This window comes from Streptomyces exfoliatus, assembly GCF_000725545.1.
Classification (GTDB): Bacteria; Actinomycetota; Actinomycetes; order Streptomycetales; family Streptomycetaceae; genus Streptomyces; species Streptomyces exfoliatus.
On the sequence record NZ_JNZP01000051.1, the window covers coordinates 1 to 16093 of the forward strand.

Genomic DNA, 16093 nt, shown 5'->3' on the forward strand with positions numbered 1-16093 from the left:
CTGGACCGGCCGATGGCCGGGTCGCGGAGCCCCCTTTTCGAGCCCCCGCCGCATGCTGGTGGGCCCGGACGACCGTGGAATCGACCGACACCAGCCACTCGATGTCGCCCGCCGCGTCCGTCTTCGCCTGCGCGGCCCGAAGCATCCGGTCGAACGTCCCGTCCGCCGCCCACCTGCGAAAACGCGTATGCAGCGTGGCCCACGGACCGTATCGCTCGGGCACATCCCGCCAGGCCGTCCCGGTGCGGAACTTCCACACGATCCCGTTCAGGACCCGGCGGTCGTCCAGACGCTTCCGCCCCCGCAACGACTCGGGCAGCAACGGCCGGACGAACTCCCACTCGGCATCGGACAGTTCATGGCGACGTATCACGACACCATGATCCACCAGCGGTGATCATTTGAAGACACTGCCTAGGGCCGTGGAGGCAGGGTCTGTTCCGTCCAGATGGTCTTGCCGTGGCGGGTGTAGCGACTGCCCCAGCGTTCGGTGAGCTGGGCGATCAGGAAGAGGCCCCTGCCGCCCTCCTCCGAGGCCTGGGCGCGGCGCATCCTGGGCTGGGTGCCGCTGCGGTCGGAGACCTCGCAGATCAGCGAGGCCGCGAGGATCAGCCTGAGTTCGATGGGACCGCCCGCGTAGCGGATGGCGTTGGTGACCAGTTCGCTGGCCACCAGCTCGGTGGTGAAGGCCAGATCGTCCAGGCCCCATTCCGACAGCCGGCCCAGTACGTGTTCCCGTGCCTCGGCCACCACCGCCGGATCCGCGTCGAAGGTCCAGGTGGCGGTGGATCGCGCCGGGATCCCGCGGGTCCGCGCGAGCAGGAGCGTCACGTCGTCCGACAGCGGGCCGGGAACGAGTCCCGCCACCATCTCGGGACCGGCGTCCTCGAGGGACCGGCCGACGGCGAACGCCGCCGACAGCGCGTCCCCGAGCGCCGCCATCCCCTGGTCCAGATCGTCGTGGCCGCGCTCGATGAGGCCGTCGGTGTACAGCGCGAGAACGCTGCCGTCCGCCACCTCGACCTCGAAGGGCTCGAAGGGCAGTCCGCCGACTCCCAGCGGTGGCCCGGGGCTGAGGTCCAGGTAGCGGACCGTGCCGTCCGGAGCCACCAGGGCCGGCGGGGGATGTCCCGCGGCGGCCATCAGACACCTCCGGGTCACCGGGTCGTACGTCAGGTACAGACACGTGGCGCCGAACGAGCCGAAGCCCGGCTCGCCCCCCGGCGGACGGGTCGCCTCGCCGGCCTCCATCACGAACTGGGTGACGAGGTCGTCGAGATGGGTCAGCAGCTCGTCTGGTTCGAGGTCCAGGTCCGCGAGCGTCCGTACGGCCGTACGCAGCCGTGCCATCGTGGCGGTGGCCTGCAGGCCGTGCCCGACGACGTCCCCGACGACGAGCGCGACCCGCGCGGAGGAGAGCGGGATGACGTCGAACCAGTCGCCGCTGACCCCGGTGGCCGTGTCGGTCGGGAGGTACACGCTCGCGGTGTGGACCGCGACGGTATCGGTCGTGGGGGACGGCAGCAGACTGCGCTGCAGCCTGACCGCGGCGTTCCTCTCGCGGGCGTACCGGCGCGCGTTGTCGATGACGAGGGCGGCCCGCGAGGCGATCTCCTCCAGGAGGGCGAGGTCCTCGGGGACGTACGGCGGATGCTCGCCCTCCCGCCCCACCCGGATCCGGCCGAGGAGCAGGCCACGGGCGCGCAGCCACGTACGCATTCCGTGCGGGGAGGGGAAGTCGTCGTCGGCTCCCTCTTCCGAGGCCGGTGACCACATCCGGCCCGACAGGACACCGTCGGAGTCCACCTCGACGTCGGCACCGGCCCCGGTACCGGGGCGGGCGCCCGCCTCCGCCGTCAGACGCAGGGTGTGCATCCGGTGGTCCTCGGGGGCGGGCTCCTCGCTCGTGAACACGGCCTGCGCGACCTCGATGACGGCCACGTCGGCAAGTGCCGGAACGAGCACCTCGGCCAGGTCCCGTGCCGTCTCCTCGGCGGACAGGTTCGTGCTCAGCACCGTGCTCACCCGGTGCAGCAGGTCGAGGCGGCGCTGCGAGAGCCGCTGCTCCGTGACGTCGAGGAACAGGGCCGTGACCCCCGCGACCGCGCCGTTCGCCTCCTGGAGGCGGAACGCCGACACCGCCATGATCCGCCCGGTGCCCGGGTCGACATGGGTGTGGGCCTCCACGTCGACCGCGACCAGCGGAATCCCGGTCTCCAGGACCTCCCACAGCCGCGTCTCGATCACGTGGGCGTCCGACTCCCACAGAAAGTCCGCGAGCCGGAACCCGCTCAGATCGCCGGGTACACCCGAGTAGGGCAGCAGGTGGGTGTTCGTCCGCACCACCCGCAGATTCCTGTCCAGAACAGCGAGGCCGATTCGTTCCTGGAGGAACAGCTCCCGCATGAAGGCGTGCCCCTGGCGCCATTGCGCGACCAGCGCGCGCGGGGCGAGGAGGACGAGGGACTGCTGCGCGCGACCGGTCAGGCGTCCCTCGTCGAGCGGCAGGACCCGGAACAGCACGTCGTCGCCGCCGTCAGGGGCGAGTCGCGCGTGCCCCTCCCAGACCGGTCCGTCCCGCTGGGCCAGGACCGCAGGCCAGGTCGCGGGGTCCGCGAGCAGGTCCCGGATCCGCCGCCCGCACAGGTCGTCCGCCGTACGGTTGAGGAGTGCCTCGGCCGCCGGCGTACAGCTCAGGATGGTTCCGCCCGCGTCCACGACGAGCCCGGCCGCGTGCCCGGCGTCGAGAGGGTCGTCGTTGCTGCGGGCCATCCGGGTGCACACTCCGTTCCACGCCTGGTCGCCGGCGAGGACCATGCCTCCATGTCACTCTGCCCGGATGCGCGCTCCCCGGCATGCCGGGGAGGCCGAATGGCGGCTCATCCCCTCCGGATCACCCCTACGGCTCACCCCTACGGCTCACCCCTACGGCTCACGCCGCAGGCCAGTCGACCTTCAGCACGCGCAGGAGCCGTGCCACCTCCGTCGCGACGGACGCCCGCGCGGGTCCGAGGTACTTGCGGGGGTCGGCGGTCTCGGGGTGGGCGTCGAGGTGGTCGCGCACGGTCCGGGTGAAGGTCTTGTTGAGGTGGGTGGCCACGTTCACCTTGGTCATGCCGGCCGTCACCGCCTTGGCGAGGTCGTCGTCGCCGACCCCGGAGGAGCCGTGCAGGACGAGCGGCACGCCCACGGCGGCCCGCAGGCGGGCGATGAGACCGAAGTCCAGGACGGCGTCGCGGGTGAGCATGGCGTGCGAACTGCCCACGGCGACCGCCAGGGCGTCCACGGCCGTCGCCGTGACGAAGGCGACCGCCTCGTCGGGGTCGGTGCGGACGCCGGGGGCGTGGGCGCCGTCCTTGCCGCCGACCTCGCCCAGTTCCGCCTCGACCCACACGCCCGCGCGGTGGCAGAGGTCCGTGATCTCCCGGGTGGCCGCCACGTTCTGGGCGTAGGACAGCCTGGAGGCGTCGAACATGACGGAGGTGAAGCCGAGGTCGACGGCCTCGCGGACCAGGTCGGCCGATTCGGCGTGGTCGAGGTGGACGGCCACGGGGACGCCCGCACCCCGGGCGACGGCGAGGGCCGCGAGGCCGATCGGCGCGAGCGCACCGTGGTAGCGGACGGTGTTCTCGCTGATCTGGAGGATGACCGGCAGCCCGGCGCTCTCCGCTCCGGCGACGATCGCCTCGGCGTGCTCGATCTGGATGACGTTGAACGCTCCGACGCCCGACGTTCCCGCGTACGCGGGGGCGACGATCTCGTCAGTGGCTGACAGGGGCATGGCTCTCTCCACGGAAACGGACACTCGGGGACTGACGTACGGGACTGGGGTACGGAGAACGGGGCGGGCCGGGGCCCGGGTGTCACGCGTGCGGGCCGTCGAGGATCACCGAACGGGTCAGGTTGCGCGGCCGGTCCGGGTCGTCGCCCTGCGCCTCGGCGAGCCGGACGGCGAGCCGCTGGGCCAGGACGAGGTCCGCCAGCGGGTCGAGCGCGCCGGAGCCGCCCCCGGATTCCGCGATCATCGTGCCGCCGACCCGGGCCACGTCGTCGGCGAGCCCCCGCGGGGTCGGACCGAACACCCACGCCACCCGGCCGGGCCCGGTGATGCTGATCGGCCCGTGCCGGTACTCCATGGCCGGGTACGCCTCCGTCCACGCCCCGGCGGCCTCGCGCATCTTCAGGCCGGCTTCGAGGGCCAGCCCGTAGGTCCAGTGGGTGCCGAGGAAGGTGAACTGCTCGGCGGCGCACACCTCGGGGTCCAGGTCCTGGGCGAGGGCGCGCCGCGCGTCGGAGATCGCCCGGTCGAGCGGCCCCACGCCGGCCGGCAGCGCGTCCTCCGTCTCCAGGTGCGCGCGGAGCAGCGCGAGCACGGTGGTGGCGAACCGCGTCTGCACCACCGACTCCTCGTCGGCGAAGCCCAGTACGGCGACGCTGTCGGCGATCCGCATGACGGGAGTCTCGGGGTCGGCGGTGATGGCCCCGGTCGGCGTCGTGCCCTTCAGCCGGGTCAGGAGGTCCAGGACCTCGGTCGTGGTGCCGGACCGGCTGATCGCGAGCACGCGGTCGTAGCGGCGCCCGTGCGGGAACTCCGAGGCCGCGAACGCGTCCGTCTCGCCGTGCCCGCCGCGCTCGCGGAGTTCGGCGTACGCCAGGGCCATGAACCAGGAGGTCCCGCAGCCGACGACGGCCACGCGCTCGCCCCGGCGGGGCAGGACGTCGGCGTACAGGCCGAGCGACTCCTTGGCACGCAGCCAGGTGTCCGGCTGGGTGGCGATCTCGACGGCGGTACGGGACGACGCTGTGGTGGTCATACGGAACGGCTCCTCGGGGAGTGCGTGAAAGCGCATGATCAGCGCTTGCTTCGAACATTTGCGAGCATATTTGGTGCGAGAAGTATGTCGGAACGACAGCTCGTGGTCCAGAGGGCACGGCCGGGACCGGCGTGGCGCGGACGCGTAACCCCGGGGCTGCATGCCCTTCCGCCGACGCGTTACGCTCCCTGTCCATCGGTGAACGGCCAAGGAGCTCCGAAGCATGTCCAAACACGAGCGGTGGAACGCGCTCCTCGAGCTCCTCGCCGCCGAGGGCAGGCTGGAGGTCGAGGAGGCCGCCGCGTCCCTGCGGGTCTCGGCCGCGACCATCCGGCGGGACCTCGACGAGCTGGCGGAGCAGCAGATGCTCGTCCGGACGCGCGGCGGAGCCATCGCCCACGGCGTCTCCTACGAACTGCCCCTGCGGTACAAGTCCTCGCGGAACGCCTCCGAGAAGCAGCGCATCGCGGCGGCGGTCGCCGAACTCGTCGGCGAGGGAGAGGTCGTGGGGCTCAACGGCGGGACCACCACCACGGAGGTGGCCCGCGCCCTCGCGCTCCGGGTGGGCGGCGGGCGGCGCAACGCGCCCGAGACATCGGCGCCCGCCTTCACCGTCGTGACCAACGCCCTGAACATCGCGGGCGAACTCGCCGTACGGCCCCAGATCAAGATCGTGGTCACCGGCGGGGTGGCCCGCCCCCAGACGTACGAGCTGGTGGGGCCCCTGACGGCCGGCGTGCTGAAGGAGGTCGTCCTCGACGTCGCCGTCCTCGGCGTCGACGGGCTCGACGCCCAGCTCGGTGTGATGACCCGCCATGAGGACGAGGCGAGCATCAGCAGACTGTTCGCCGAACGCGCCCAGCGCGTCGTCGTGGCCACGGACTCGTCCAAGATGGGCAAGCGCGCCTTCGCCCGCATCTGCGGACTCGACGCCATCGACGTCGTCGTGACCGACTCGGGCGTGCCGGCCGACATGGTCGCGAGCCTCACCGACCACGGCGTCAAGGTCATCGCGGTCTGACGGAGCGCCGTGCGGACGGAACCGGGCCGCCCCCGGACCTCTGCCGAGGTCCGGGGGCGGCTGGTCGTCGCGCCTGATCAGGGCGCGACGGCCATGTCGAAGAGGTGGATGTTGCCGTTGCTCGGCAGCACCACGAAGTCGACCTGCTTGGCCGGGTCCAGCGGGATGGAGTGGGCGAAGACGCGGTACTTGATGCCGGCGTTCCCGTACCCGCTCGGCCGGTTGCGGCCGTCGCTCGACGCCACCAGGGTCGCCCCGTGGGCGTTCGCCGGGTCGAACGACCAGTTGGGGAAGCCGAACGTGCCGGTACCGCTCGTCCCGTCCGTGTAGTACACGGTGGCGGTGCCCGAGGCCCCGCTGGTGACGCCCGAGCCGAGGAACACGAGCTTGCTGCCGGAGCCGTTCAGGGTGACGGCCTGGCCAGACGCGGTGGCGTTGTTCCGGGTGCCGCTCGGCACGTTCGGCCAGACGAGGCGCGCGCCGAGGGCGTCGACGGTGCCGCCGGGGCGCAGCCCGACGTCGGCGAGCTTCTGCGCGGAGAAGCTGTTGCCCTCGCCGTCGTAGTCGCCGGGAGCGGTGTTGCTCTCGTCGGTCACCGCCACGTTGTTGTACGCGTCGGCCAGCCGGGCCAGGGGAGTGCCGCTGCGCTGGGTCCTGGTCGCCGTGGCCGAACCGCGTCCGTCACCGCCCTGGTAGGTCGCGGTCGCCGTGAACGTACGGACGGTGAAGCCGTCGCGCTGCTCCGGTACCTGGATCCGGAACGTGGCGTCGGAGGAGGCTCCCGTGGGGAGGGAGCCGTCCACGCGGACGGCGGAGGGCTGTACGGCCCAGCCGGCCGGTCCGCCGAAGGACACCGTCAGCGAGCGCATCCGGGCCGGTCCGGCGTTGGTGACGGTCACCTTCACCGTGGAGATGGCCGGACCCGCCAGGTCCACGGGGGAGATCGTCACCTCCGTGGCGGCGGCGGCCGGCAGCGGCTCCGTCTCCGCCGCGGCCGCCGACCCGACGGCCGTCGCGGTCGGCAGGAGGGCGAGCGCCCCCGCCACGGCCACCGCTCTGAGCGTTCCGATCAGTCCTGCTGATCTCACGTGCTGCTCCTTCTCGAGACGGGCGGAGGGGTCAGACGACGGGAGGCATCTCGGTGGTGCGCGAGTCGAGGCCCGTGCGGAGGTTGACCCAGGAGCCACGGGTGAAGTCGGGGACCTGCACGGGACGCCCCTTGGCTGCCAGGGACATGACACTCAGGGGGACGGGGGCGCACCAGGACGCCGAGTCGTACACGTCGATGTCGGGCACCAGACCCGCCCGCATCAACTGCACCGTCCGCCACTGCAGGACGTAGTCCATCCCGCCGTGACCGCCGTTGTTCGCCGCGTCGTCACCGATCTTCTTCCACAGCCAGTGGTCGAACTCCTTGCGGTACGAGCCGAAGTCCCGCCAGGCGTGACCGCTGTGGTCCGGCTCGACGTAGATCCGCCCGCCGCCGGACGACACCACGCCCGCGTAGTCCTCGAAGATGCCCCGGCTGCCCGCGAGGCTGTTGATCCGGCTGTACGGCCGGGGGGAACTCACCTCGTGCTCGGCGCGGATGACCCGGCCCTTGGCGGTGTCGATGAGACAGGTGACCAGATCGCCGTTGACGTACGTCTCGTTCCAGGAGGGGTGGTTCCTGGGCACGAACCGCTCCCGGTAGTCGGCCAGACCCTTCGGCTCGGTCGCCGTGGCGCGCAGCGTGGTCATGCGGTCGCCCCGGTTGATGTCCATGGCCGCGGCGATCGGCGCGAGGCCGTGCATGGCGTAGAAGGAGGCGGTGCTGCGGGTGTGCCACAGCCGGCGCCACGAATCGGTGTAGTACGTGTCGGAGAACAGCAGCGCCCGCAGGTCGTGCAGATAGCCGCCGTGTCCGTTCGTGATGTCGCCGAACAGCCCCTCGTGCGCCATCTTGAGCATGGCCAGCTCGTTGCGGCCGTAGCTGCAGTTCTCCGACAGCATCAGGTGGCGCCGGGTCCGCTCGGAGGTGTCGACGAGGTCCCACAGCTCGTCGAGGCCGGTGGCGATGGGCAGTTCGACGACGACGTGCTTGCCGGCGAGCAGCGCCGCCTTGCCCTGTTCGTAGTGGAACTCCCACGGCGTGGCGATGTAGACGAGGTCGATGTCGTCGCGCCGCAGCATCTCGGCGTACGAGTCGGCCGAGCCGCCGAACTCGACGGGACGCGGCTTGCCGGCGGCGGCCAGCCGGTCGGCGACTCTGGTGGCGCGGTCGGCGCGGATGTCGCAGACGGCGGTGACGGTGCAGCCGGGCACGACCGACCAGCCCGTGGTCATGCCGGAGCCGCGGTTGCCCAGACCGATGACGCCCACGCGGACCGTCCGGTGCACGTCGTAGGGCACGTCGATCATCGACGTCTGACCCGGCTTCCGGGCCGGTGCGGGCACCGCCGTACCCGCCGCGACGGCGTCGGGGGCCGCCCCGACCCCCGTCGCGAGGGCTCCGGTGGCGGCCAGGGCACCTCCCAGAAGCAGGCGGCGGGAGACTGCGGAGGTTCCTGTCATGGATTCATCGCTCCTCGATACGGACGGCACGGGCGCGTGACGACTGTGACGGGGCGATCAGAGGCGTGTCAATAGGTGCTCAGTAAAGGGGAGTTACACGCAAGGTCGCGCATCTCCGGCCGCTTTCGATGCGTGGACCCTGCGCGACATGAGCAACCGGATTCCTGGGTACGGACCTCGCAACCGGCTCGGAACCGCATCTCGGAACCGGATCTCGGAACCGGCTTGAGGTGCGACGCCCGGCTCACCGCCCGGCGCCCGCGCCTCCCGCCGCCCCGAGACGGGCCACGGCTTCGGCGACGGCCTCCGTGGACTTGCAGAAGGCGAAACGGGCCAGCCATCGGGGGGCGTCGGCGTGGTGACGGAAGGCGGAGCACGGGATGGCCACCACTCCGGCGCGCGCCGGCAGATCGCGGCAGAACTCCACGTCGTCCCGGTAGCCCCACCCCCGCACGTCCGCCAGGACGAAGTAGCCGCCCTCGCCGGGAAACGCGGGCAGCCCCGCCGCTTCGAGCCCGGCCGTCAGCAGGTCCCGACGGGCCGACAGCTCCTCGCGCAGCTCGACGGCCCAGCTCTCGACGTCCCACAGTGCCCCGGCCACGGCGGCCTGGAAGGGCGTGCCCGCCGCGAAGGTGACGAACTGCTTGACCGACAGAAGGGCGTCCACCAGCGGGGCCGGCCCGCAGGCCCAGCCGATCCGCCAGCCGGTCACGTTGAACGTCTTGCCCGCCCCGGAGACGACGAGGGTGCGCTCCCGCATGCCGGGAAGGGCGGCGATGGTGCGGTGGGGCCGCCCGTCGTACGCCAGGTGCTCGTACACCTCGTCGGCGACGACGACCACCCCGTGCTCCCGGCAGAGGGCGGCGACCACGGCCAGTTCCTCGTCCGTGAACACCTTTCCCGTCGGGTTGTGCGGGGAGTTGAACAGCAGCACCCGGGTGCGCGGCCCGAAGCCGGCCCGCAGCGCGGCCTCGTCCAGGGCGAAGCCTCCGTCCCGCGCGGCCAGGGGCACGGTCACCAGGCGGGCGCCGGCCAGCTCAGCGCAGGCCGAGTAGGCGTCGTAGCAGGGGTCGAAGGCGAGCACCTCGTCCCCCGGGTCGCAGAGGGCGAGCAGAGCGGCCGACAGTGCCTCGGTGGCACCGGCGGTGACGACCACCTCGGTGTCCGGCCGGTACCGGACACCGGTGGTCCGCCGCCGGTAGGAGGCCACGGCCGCGCGCAGCTCGGGGAGTCCGGCCGCGGGGGAGTACTGGTTCAGGCCCTTCTCCACGGCCGCGGCGACGGCGGCCGTCAGGGCGGCGGGGGCGGCCATGGCCGGCGCCCCCTGCCCCAGGTCGACGGCCCCGGTACGGACGGCCAGGTCCCTCATCTCGCTGAAGACCGACGGCCGGAAGTGCTGGATGCGGACGGCTCGGTCACGGTCACGGCCTGATCGACAGGACACCCCCTAACCCTGTGCGAGTTCCGCGCGGATGGTGTCCCCGTGGTACCAGGGGTTGCCGGCGGCCTCGGAGATCAGGTTCCGTGACTCGGTGTCGCGGGCCCGGCCGAGGTCGAGGGTGAGGTACTGGACCAGTTCGAGGGCGGTGAAGTACTTCCGCATGAAGGTGGGCTGGTCAAGCGGGATCGCGGTGACCTCGACGTTGCGGTTCTGCGGCAGGTCGGCGGTCAGCAGCCGGATCAGGTTGGCCGTCTTCTCCCGGGTGTACTCGTCGTCCTCGTCGTCCTGGAGGATCAGCACGCTGTGCTTCCGCGTCGGGTCGGAGAGGGTCGCGACCTCGCTGTGGCAGAACTCGTGGAAGTAGTTGCGCGTGGCCGGGACCATCGCGATCTCGTTGAGGTGCATCTTGGCCAGCTTCAGCAGGCTCTCGTGCCACTTGGGCGACGCCAGCATGATGACGTTGGCGTCCTCGCTGCGGGCCGCGGCCAGGCGGGCCAGCTCGCGGTGGGCCGGGGTGAAGTCGCTCGCCAGGTGGTCGGGGAGCGCCGCCACCTCGGCGCGGAAGTCCTGTGAGATCAGACCGAGTTCGTAGAACATGTCGAGGAGGATCGCGAAGTACTGGCCGACGTGGAACAGCGGGTACTCGCGGTCCGGCTCGCTGAGCTGCCAGCGGGCGATGGAGACGCCGTGCTCCTTGCCGAGGTCGCCCAGCCTGCCGCCGGAGGTGAGCAGCAGCACCCGGTCGTGGGCGTGCGCGAGCCGGTGGAAGACGTGCAGCGGCTCGTTGGAGTGTCCGCTGTAGGAGCTGAGGACGACGAGCGTCCGCTCGTCCTCGATGACGGACTCCGGTATGAGGTAGCGGAAGTCGTAGTCGTTGAAGACGTGGAACTCCAGCTCGCTGCCGACGGAGGTGAAGAAGGCCCGGACGACGTCCGAGACGATGGCCGAGCAGCCCATGCCGGTGAACACGACCCGCTTGAAGTGCCCGTTCTTCATGCGGTCCCGGAGGGCGGGGGTGATCTCGGCGATCGAGTACTCCTCCGGCTTGCGGAAGCCGCCCCGGTACTGCGTGTTCAGAAACTCCTCGTACCGATCGATGCGCGACTGCATGGGGTGTTCCCTTTCGGTTGTCCGTGCGGTGGGAGGCTCGGAGGGGTGACCTTCGGATCCGGCGTCGTGCGCCGCTACCACATGAACTGGCCGCCGTCGACGATGAACTTCTGGCCGGTGATGTAGGCGGCCTTCTCGCTCACCAGGAACTCCAGCGCGTCGGCCATCTCCTCCGGGCTGCCGATCCGGCCCTGGGGGATCTCGGCGAGCAGCCGGTCCCGGTGTTCCTGTTCGTCCGTACGGAAACGCGTGCGCATCTCCTCGGTGTCGATCATTCCGGGGATCAGGGAGTTCACCCGGATGGCCGGGGCGAGTTCGAGCGCCAGGCACTTGGTGAGGTGCAGCAGACCGGCCTTGCTGGCGCAGTAGTTGGCTCCGTTGAGCCGCGGCCGGATGCCGGTGGTGGCGGCGACGTTGACGACCGAGCCGCCGCCGGCCGCGAGCATGGCCGGGGCCAGGGCCCTGGTCATGTAGAAGGGGCCGGACAGGTTGGCGGCGAGGACCTGGTCCCAGTCCGAGGTGGTCATCTCCAGGAACGGTCCGTCGATGTTGCGGCCCGCGTTGTTGACGAGTACGGACGGGGTGCCGTGCGCCTCCAGGACGAGCGCGGTCACCCGGGCGACGTCCCCGGCGTCGGAGACGTCCGCCCGTACCGCCGTGAACCCGCCGCCCAGTTCCTTCTTCGCGAGGGCGGCGGACTCCTCGTCGCCCCGGTAGAGGGCGACGACCCGGTGGCCCGTCGTCAGCAGCCGCCTGCTGAGGCTCACCCCGATTCCCTTGGTGCCCCCGGTGACGACGGCAAGGCGTTCTGGCATGGGATCCCCCTCGGACCGACGGCTGTTCGGGGATCACCCTTCACGGCGGGAGCGCGCGTAACCAGAACGTCGCCATGCTGGTACTCCGACTACCACTCCCGTCCTCAGCCGGGCTTGCCCGCCATGACGACCAGGCCCGGCCCGCTGTGCTCGTCCGCGGGGAGCCGCAGTTCGGCGACCGGACGAAGGCCGGCCTGCTCGATCAGCTCCACGAGCTGGTCCGGCCGCCACTTGTGGGTCGTCCAGCGGACCGGCACACCGCCGTAGGCCTCGGTGCGCAGCAGGTCCTCATCGCCGACGTGCGTGGCGGTGAGGAAGTGCCCGCCCGGCTTCAACGCCCGTGCGAACAACGCGAGGACCTGCGGAAGGACGTCACGGGGCAGGTTGAACAGCGACCACCACCCGAGCACACCGCCCAGGGACGCCTCCCCGAGGTCGAGGTCGGTCGCGGAGGCGACCTCGAAGCGGCACTGCGGATACAGCCGGCGCGCGTTCTCGATCATCCGGGGGGAGAGGTCCACCCCGGACACGTCGAGGCCGCGCTCGGCCAGGTAGGCGGTGACCGTTCCGGGTCCGCAGCCGACGTCGAGGACGGGCCCGAGCCCGCCCACGGTGTCGGCGAAGGCGTCGATGGACGCCTTGTGCCAGGGGTGGCGGCGGATGTCGCCGATCCCGGTCGTCACGACCATGTCGGCGTAGTTGTCGGCCACGCGGTCATAGGACTCACGGACCACGTCGAGATCGGCGGGGCTGTCGATACGGTGTGCGCGCATCGGCCCACGATAGGACCGCGCGGCGGACCCGGGTCCGGCAGGGCCGGAGCCCGGATCGCGGTCGCCTACCGGCTCACCCCGGCACGGGAACGCACTCGTCGAGCAGGTCGACGACGTCGCGCCAGGCCCGCCGTGCGTGCCGCGGGTGGTACCCGACGCCGGGGACCACGGCCTGGTCGACCGGCGGGTGGTGGAAGGCGTGCAGGGCGCCGCCGTAGACCACGAGCCGCCAGTCGACGCCCGCGGCCTCTATTTCGGCGGTGAAGGCCTCCCGTTGGGCGGGCGGCATGATCGGGTCCTCCGACCCGACCCCGGCCCACACGGGGCAGCGGATGCGCGCCGCCTCGCCGGGACGGCCCGTGGTCAGCGCGTTGACCGTGCCGATCGCGCGCAGGTCGACGCCGTCGCGCCCGAGTTCCAGGGCGATGGCGCCCCCGGTGCCGTAGCCGACGGCGGCGATCCGGTCGGGGTCGGTGCGCGGTTCGGCGAGCAGTACGTCGAGTGCCGCGTGCCCGATGTCCCGCATCCGGTCGGGGTCGGCGAGGAGGGGGGTCACGCGCGCCAGCATCTCCCCGGGGTCGGTGAACCAGCGCCCGCCGTTGATGTCGAACGCCAGCGCCACGTACCCCAGCTCGGCCAGGGAGTCGGCCCGGCCGCGCTGGAAGTCGTTCAGGCCCGGCCCCTCGGGGCCGACCAGGACAGCGGGCCGGCGGTCGTCACCGGCCGGGAGTGCGAGGTGCCCGATCATCGTCAGGCCGTCGGCCGGATACGCGACCGTGCGCGTGGTAACCGTGCTCATGAGCCCGGATTCTAGTGATCGTCGAGCCGGCAGGTCCGGTCTGCCGCGCGGTGTCGGGGAGGGATGTGAACCGCTCATTCCGGTGGCCGGAAGTGACCGACTCGGCCGCCATGCCGACCACCGCACACCTGGCCGGATCCGTCTCCCCATTCTTTCCCTATGCACCGTTCTCGGAGGGAAGGCGAACGGATACCAGCAGGCATCAGGCCTATCGCAACCGCAAATCCCAGCGTTTTCCGGCCACTTGATCGCACCGCGCCGTGACCTCCGCTCTCAGCGAACTGTTCCGCACCCGAGCAGCCCCCGGCATGAGTGCGTGTTAGCTTCGCCATATGTGAGGGTGGGGGCTGTTCGCTCCCGCTTCGCTGACCGAATGGACGGTTCCCGGCCGGACGTCCGGGAACCCGCAAGGATGGGGAGTGGAAACAATGGGTGCTGAGCAGTTCCCGCTCGGATCGCACCGGATGCCGCCTTACGGCCTCGACGCAGGTGACATGCCTGGCGGTGACGCTGTTTACAACCGGCTTCTCAACGACCGTATCGTCTTCCTCGGAAAGGAAGTCGACGACGAGATCGCGAATCGCATCACCGCGCAGTTGCTGATGCTCGCGGCGGACCCGACCCGCGACATTTACCTGTACATCAATTCCCCCGGTGGCTCCGTCACCGCGGGAATGGCCGTGTACGACACGATGCAGTACATCAAGAACGACGTCGTCACCATCGCCATGGGGTTCTGCGCCTCCATGGGCCAGTTCCTGCTCACCGCGGGCGCGCCCGGCAAGCGCTTCGCGCTGCCGCACACCAAGATCCTGATGCACCAGCCCTCGGCCGGATTCGCCGGCTCCGCGTCGGACATCAAGATCTACGTGGACCAGCTGAAGCGCACCAAGCTGGAGATGGCCGAGCTCATCGCCCATCACTCCGGCCAGTCCACCGAGACGATCACCCGCGACTCGGACCGCGACCGCTGGTTCACCGCGCAGGAGGCCAAGGACTACGGCCTGATCGACGAGGTCATGTCGGTGACGTCCGCGACCCCCGGCCTCGGCGCCGTCTCTCCCCGCTAGTTCTTCCCCCGCCTCCCGGCGGATCCAGCACCCATCCCCACCCGGAGGACCGCGCGCCATGAGCACGCCCACTTCTTCCCCAGCATCCGGACCGGCCGGCTCCGGTGCCATGCTCCCGCAGAGCCGCTACATCGTGCCGCGTTTCATCGAGCGCACGTCACAGGGCACCAGGGAGTACGACCCCTACGCCAAGCTCTTCGAGGAGCGCATCATCTTCCTCGGTCACGAGGTCGACGACGTCGTGGCGAACGACATCATGGCCCAGCTGTTATGCCTGGAGTCCCTGGATCCGGACCGGGACATCTCCCTGTACATCAACTCGCCCGGCGGCTCCCTGACGGCGCTCACCGCCGTCTACGACACCATGCAGTTCGTCAAGCCCGACATCCAGACCGTCTGTCTGGGACAGGCCAACTCGGTGGCCGCCGTGATCCTGGCCACCGGTACGCCCGGCAAGCGCGCGGCCCTGCCCAGCGCCCGGATCCTGCTGCAGCAGCCGCACAGCCACGGCACGCAGGGCCAGGTCTCCGACCTGGTGATCCAGGCCACCGAGGTGCAGCGTCAGCGTGCGCTGGTGGAAGGCATGCTCGCCGAACACACCCTGCGGGACCCGGACCAGATCCGTGAGGACGTCGAGCGGGACAACGTCCTCACCGCCGAACAGGCGCTGGAGTTCGGGCTGATCGACCACGTCATCAGCCCGCGTTCCCTCGTCCGCGCCCGCTGACGGACACGCGCGGGCGGATCCGTCGACGGCCGGCGGGGCCGGGGAGTCCGCTCCCCGGCCCCGCCGTCGCCGCTCAGCGGCCGGACAGCTGCGGCAGGTGGTAGACGACCTCGAGCGAGGGGTGCATGCCGTCGGCGAGGATGACGAGGCGCATCGGGACCGTGCCGTGCCGGGGGTGACGGAGCCGCCGGACCTGCGGTTCCGTGTTGAGCACCCGGTACTCGTCCCACCAGGTCCGGAAGTCGCCGCTGACCTGCTTGAGGTCGTCGACCATCTCGCTGACGCAGCTCCGGCCGGGGAAACCGGCCGACACCGCGCGGAGCCTGCCGACCTGGTCCCGGGCGTCGCGCCGCCAGTCGGCCAGCCGCACCCTCGCCTCCGGCACGGTGAACAGCCACCAGAGCAGGTTCCGGCGGGCCTCCGGCATGCGGCCGAAGTCGGTGTACCACTCGACGGCGGCCTCGTTCCAGCCGAGGACGTCCCCCATCTTGTTCACGATGTACGCGGGGTTGGGGCTCAGCGAGTCGGCCACCTGCTGCAGGGCCGCCTCGGTGGGCGCGTGTCGTCTTTCGATGCGCTGGGGGAAGGTCCGGCTGTGGACGAGCTGGTGCATGTACGCGCGCTCGTGCTCGGCCAGATTGAGGGCGCCGGCCAGGCTGTCCAGGACCTTGAATGATGGAGAAACGTTCCTCCCCTGTTCGAGGAGCGTGTACCAGGTGAGGCTCAGACCCGCGAGTGCCGCCACTTCCTCCCGACGGAGGCCGGGCGTGCGACGCCGGGAGCCGTTCGGGAGATGGACATCCGCCGGAGTGAGTCTTTCGCGTCGAGTGCGTAAGAAATGAGCGAGTTCCTGCCTGCTGACTTCGTTGTCTAATACTCCAGCTGTAGATCGTGATCTTCATGTCTGATCGGCGGCTTGCCGGTGGTAATGGCTGGTTCTGGATCGGGCCTGGTGGCGGCGCCGCCAGAG

15 protein-coding genes and 1 pseudogene are annotated in these 16093 nt (G+C 71.0%); 3 read left to right on the forward strand and 13 right to left on the reverse strand.

The window, feature by feature from the left end:
* From IO20_RS0133135 to IO20_RS0133150, 4 genes are all read right to left on the reverse strand, one after another.
* The coding region (locus IO20_RS0133135) for an IS5 family transposase (RefSeq protein ID WP_107062873.1) at window positions 1-388 on the reverse strand (388 nt) is incomplete at its 3' end.
* A 26-nt stretch (window positions 389-414) separates the two neighbouring features.
* On the reverse strand, window positions 415-2817 hold the full coding sequence (locus IO20_RS0133140) for a SpoIIE family protein phosphatase (RefSeq protein ID WP_051875102.1): 2403 nt from the start codon (window positions 2815-2817) through the stop codon (window positions 415-417).
* Between the two features lie 115 nt (window positions 2818-2932).
* Window positions 2933-3781 carry a class II fructose-bisphosphate aldolase gene (locus tag IO20_RS0133145; protein WP_030556617.1) on the reverse strand — a complete coding sequence of 283 codons (849 nt, stop codon included), beginning with the start codon at window positions 3779-3781 and terminating at the stop codon, window positions 2933-2935.
* 82 nt (window positions 3782-3863) lie between these two features.
* Window positions 3864-4814: an SIS domain-containing protein gene (locus tag IO20_RS0133150; RefSeq protein WP_030556619.1), complete on the reverse strand. Its 951-nt coding sequence runs from the start codon at window positions 4812-4814 to the stop codon at window positions 3864-3866.
* A gap of 223 nt (window positions 4815-5037) precedes the next feature.
* Here IO20_RS0133150 and IO20_RS0133155 point away from each other — a divergent pair, with 223 nt between their 5' ends.
* The gene (locus IO20_RS0133155; RefSeq protein ID WP_030556621.1) at window positions 5038-5835 is read left to right on the forward strand and encodes a DeoR/GlpR family DNA-binding transcription regulator; all 798 of its coding nucleotides are present in this window, start codon (window positions 5038-5040) and stop codon (window positions 5833-5835) included.
* Window positions 5836-5912: 77 nt separating this feature from the next.
* Here IO20_RS0133155 and IO20_RS0133160 read toward each other — a convergent pair whose 3' ends face one another.
* The 7 genes from IO20_RS0133160 to IO20_RS0133190 form a co-directional block, all read right to left on the reverse strand.
* Window positions 5913-6923 carry an NEW3 domain-containing protein gene (locus IO20_RS0133160; protein ID WP_078946288.1) on the reverse strand — a complete coding sequence of 337 codons (1011 nt, stop codon included), beginning with the start codon at window positions 6921-6923 and terminating at the stop codon, window positions 5913-5915.
* A 31-nt stretch (window positions 6924-6954) separates the two neighbouring features.
* On the reverse strand, window positions 6955-8388 hold the full coding sequence (locus tag IO20_RS0133165; RefSeq protein WP_030556624.1) for a Gfo/Idh/MocA family protein: 1434 nt from the start codon (window positions 8386-8388) through the stop codon (window positions 6955-6957).
* A 244-nt stretch (window positions 8389-8632) separates the two neighbouring features.
* Entirely contained in the window at window positions 8633-9832 is a 1200-nt protein-coding gene (locus IO20_RS0133170) for an aminotransferase class I/II-fold pyridoxal phosphate-dependent enzyme (RefSeq protein ID WP_051875105.1), read from the reverse strand.
* Between the two features lie 3 nt (window positions 9833-9835).
* Window positions 9836-10939 (reverse strand): SIS domain-containing protein, encoded by a 1104-nt coding sequence (locus IO20_RS0133175; protein WP_030556628.1) that lies wholly within the window; start codon window positions 10937-10939, stop codon window positions 9836-9838.
* 74 nt (window positions 10940-11013) lie between these two features.
* Complete coding sequence (locus IO20_RS0133180; protein WP_030556630.1) at window positions 11014-11754, reverse strand: SDR family NAD(P)-dependent oxidoreductase; 741 nt, start codon at window positions 11752-11754, stop codon at window positions 11014-11016.
* Window positions 11755-11858: 104 nt separating this feature from the next.
* Window positions 11859-12527 (reverse strand): class I SAM-dependent methyltransferase, encoded by a 669-nt coding sequence (locus IO20_RS0133185; RefSeq protein WP_030556633.1) that lies wholly within the window; start codon window positions 12525-12527, stop codon window positions 11859-11861.
* A 73-nt stretch (window positions 12528-12600) separates the two neighbouring features.
* Window positions 12601-13326 (reverse strand): dienelactone hydrolase family protein, encoded by a 726-nt coding sequence (locus tag IO20_RS0133190; protein ID WP_030556635.1) that lies wholly within the window; start codon window positions 13324-13326, stop codon window positions 12601-12603.
* Between the two features lie 464 nt (window positions 13327-13790).
* Between IO20_RS0133190 and IO20_RS0133195 the strand changes: the two genes are divergently transcribed.
* Window positions 13791-14396, forward strand: coding sequence for an ATP-dependent Clp protease proteolytic subunit (locus IO20_RS0133195; RefSeq protein ID WP_030221063.1), 606 nt, complete (start codon window positions 13791-13793; stop codon window positions 14394-14396).
* Window positions 14397-14454: 58 nt separating this feature from the next.
* Window positions 14455-15123, forward strand: coding sequence for an ATP-dependent Clp protease proteolytic subunit (locus IO20_RS0133200; protein ID WP_030556638.1), 669 nt, complete (start codon window positions 14455-14457; stop codon window positions 15121-15123).
* 73 nt (window positions 15124-15196) lie between these two features.
* On the opposite strand, the gene IO20_RS41810 is transcribed toward IO20_RS0133200, so the two are convergent.
* Both IO20_RS41810 and IO20_RS42085 read right to left on the reverse strand, forming a co-directional pair.
* Window positions 15197-15736 carry an MmyB family transcriptional regulator gene (locus tag IO20_RS41810; RefSeq protein ID WP_281181695.1) on the reverse strand — a complete coding sequence of 180 codons (540 nt, stop codon included), beginning with the start codon at window positions 15734-15736 and terminating at the stop codon, window positions 15197-15199.
* A 15-nt stretch (window positions 15737-15751) separates the two neighbouring features.
* Window positions 15752-15961 (reverse strand): annotated as a pseudogene (locus IO20_RS42085) (helix-turn-helix domain-containing protein); the annotation flags it as partial.
* Window positions 15962-16093 lie beyond the last annotated feature (132 nt).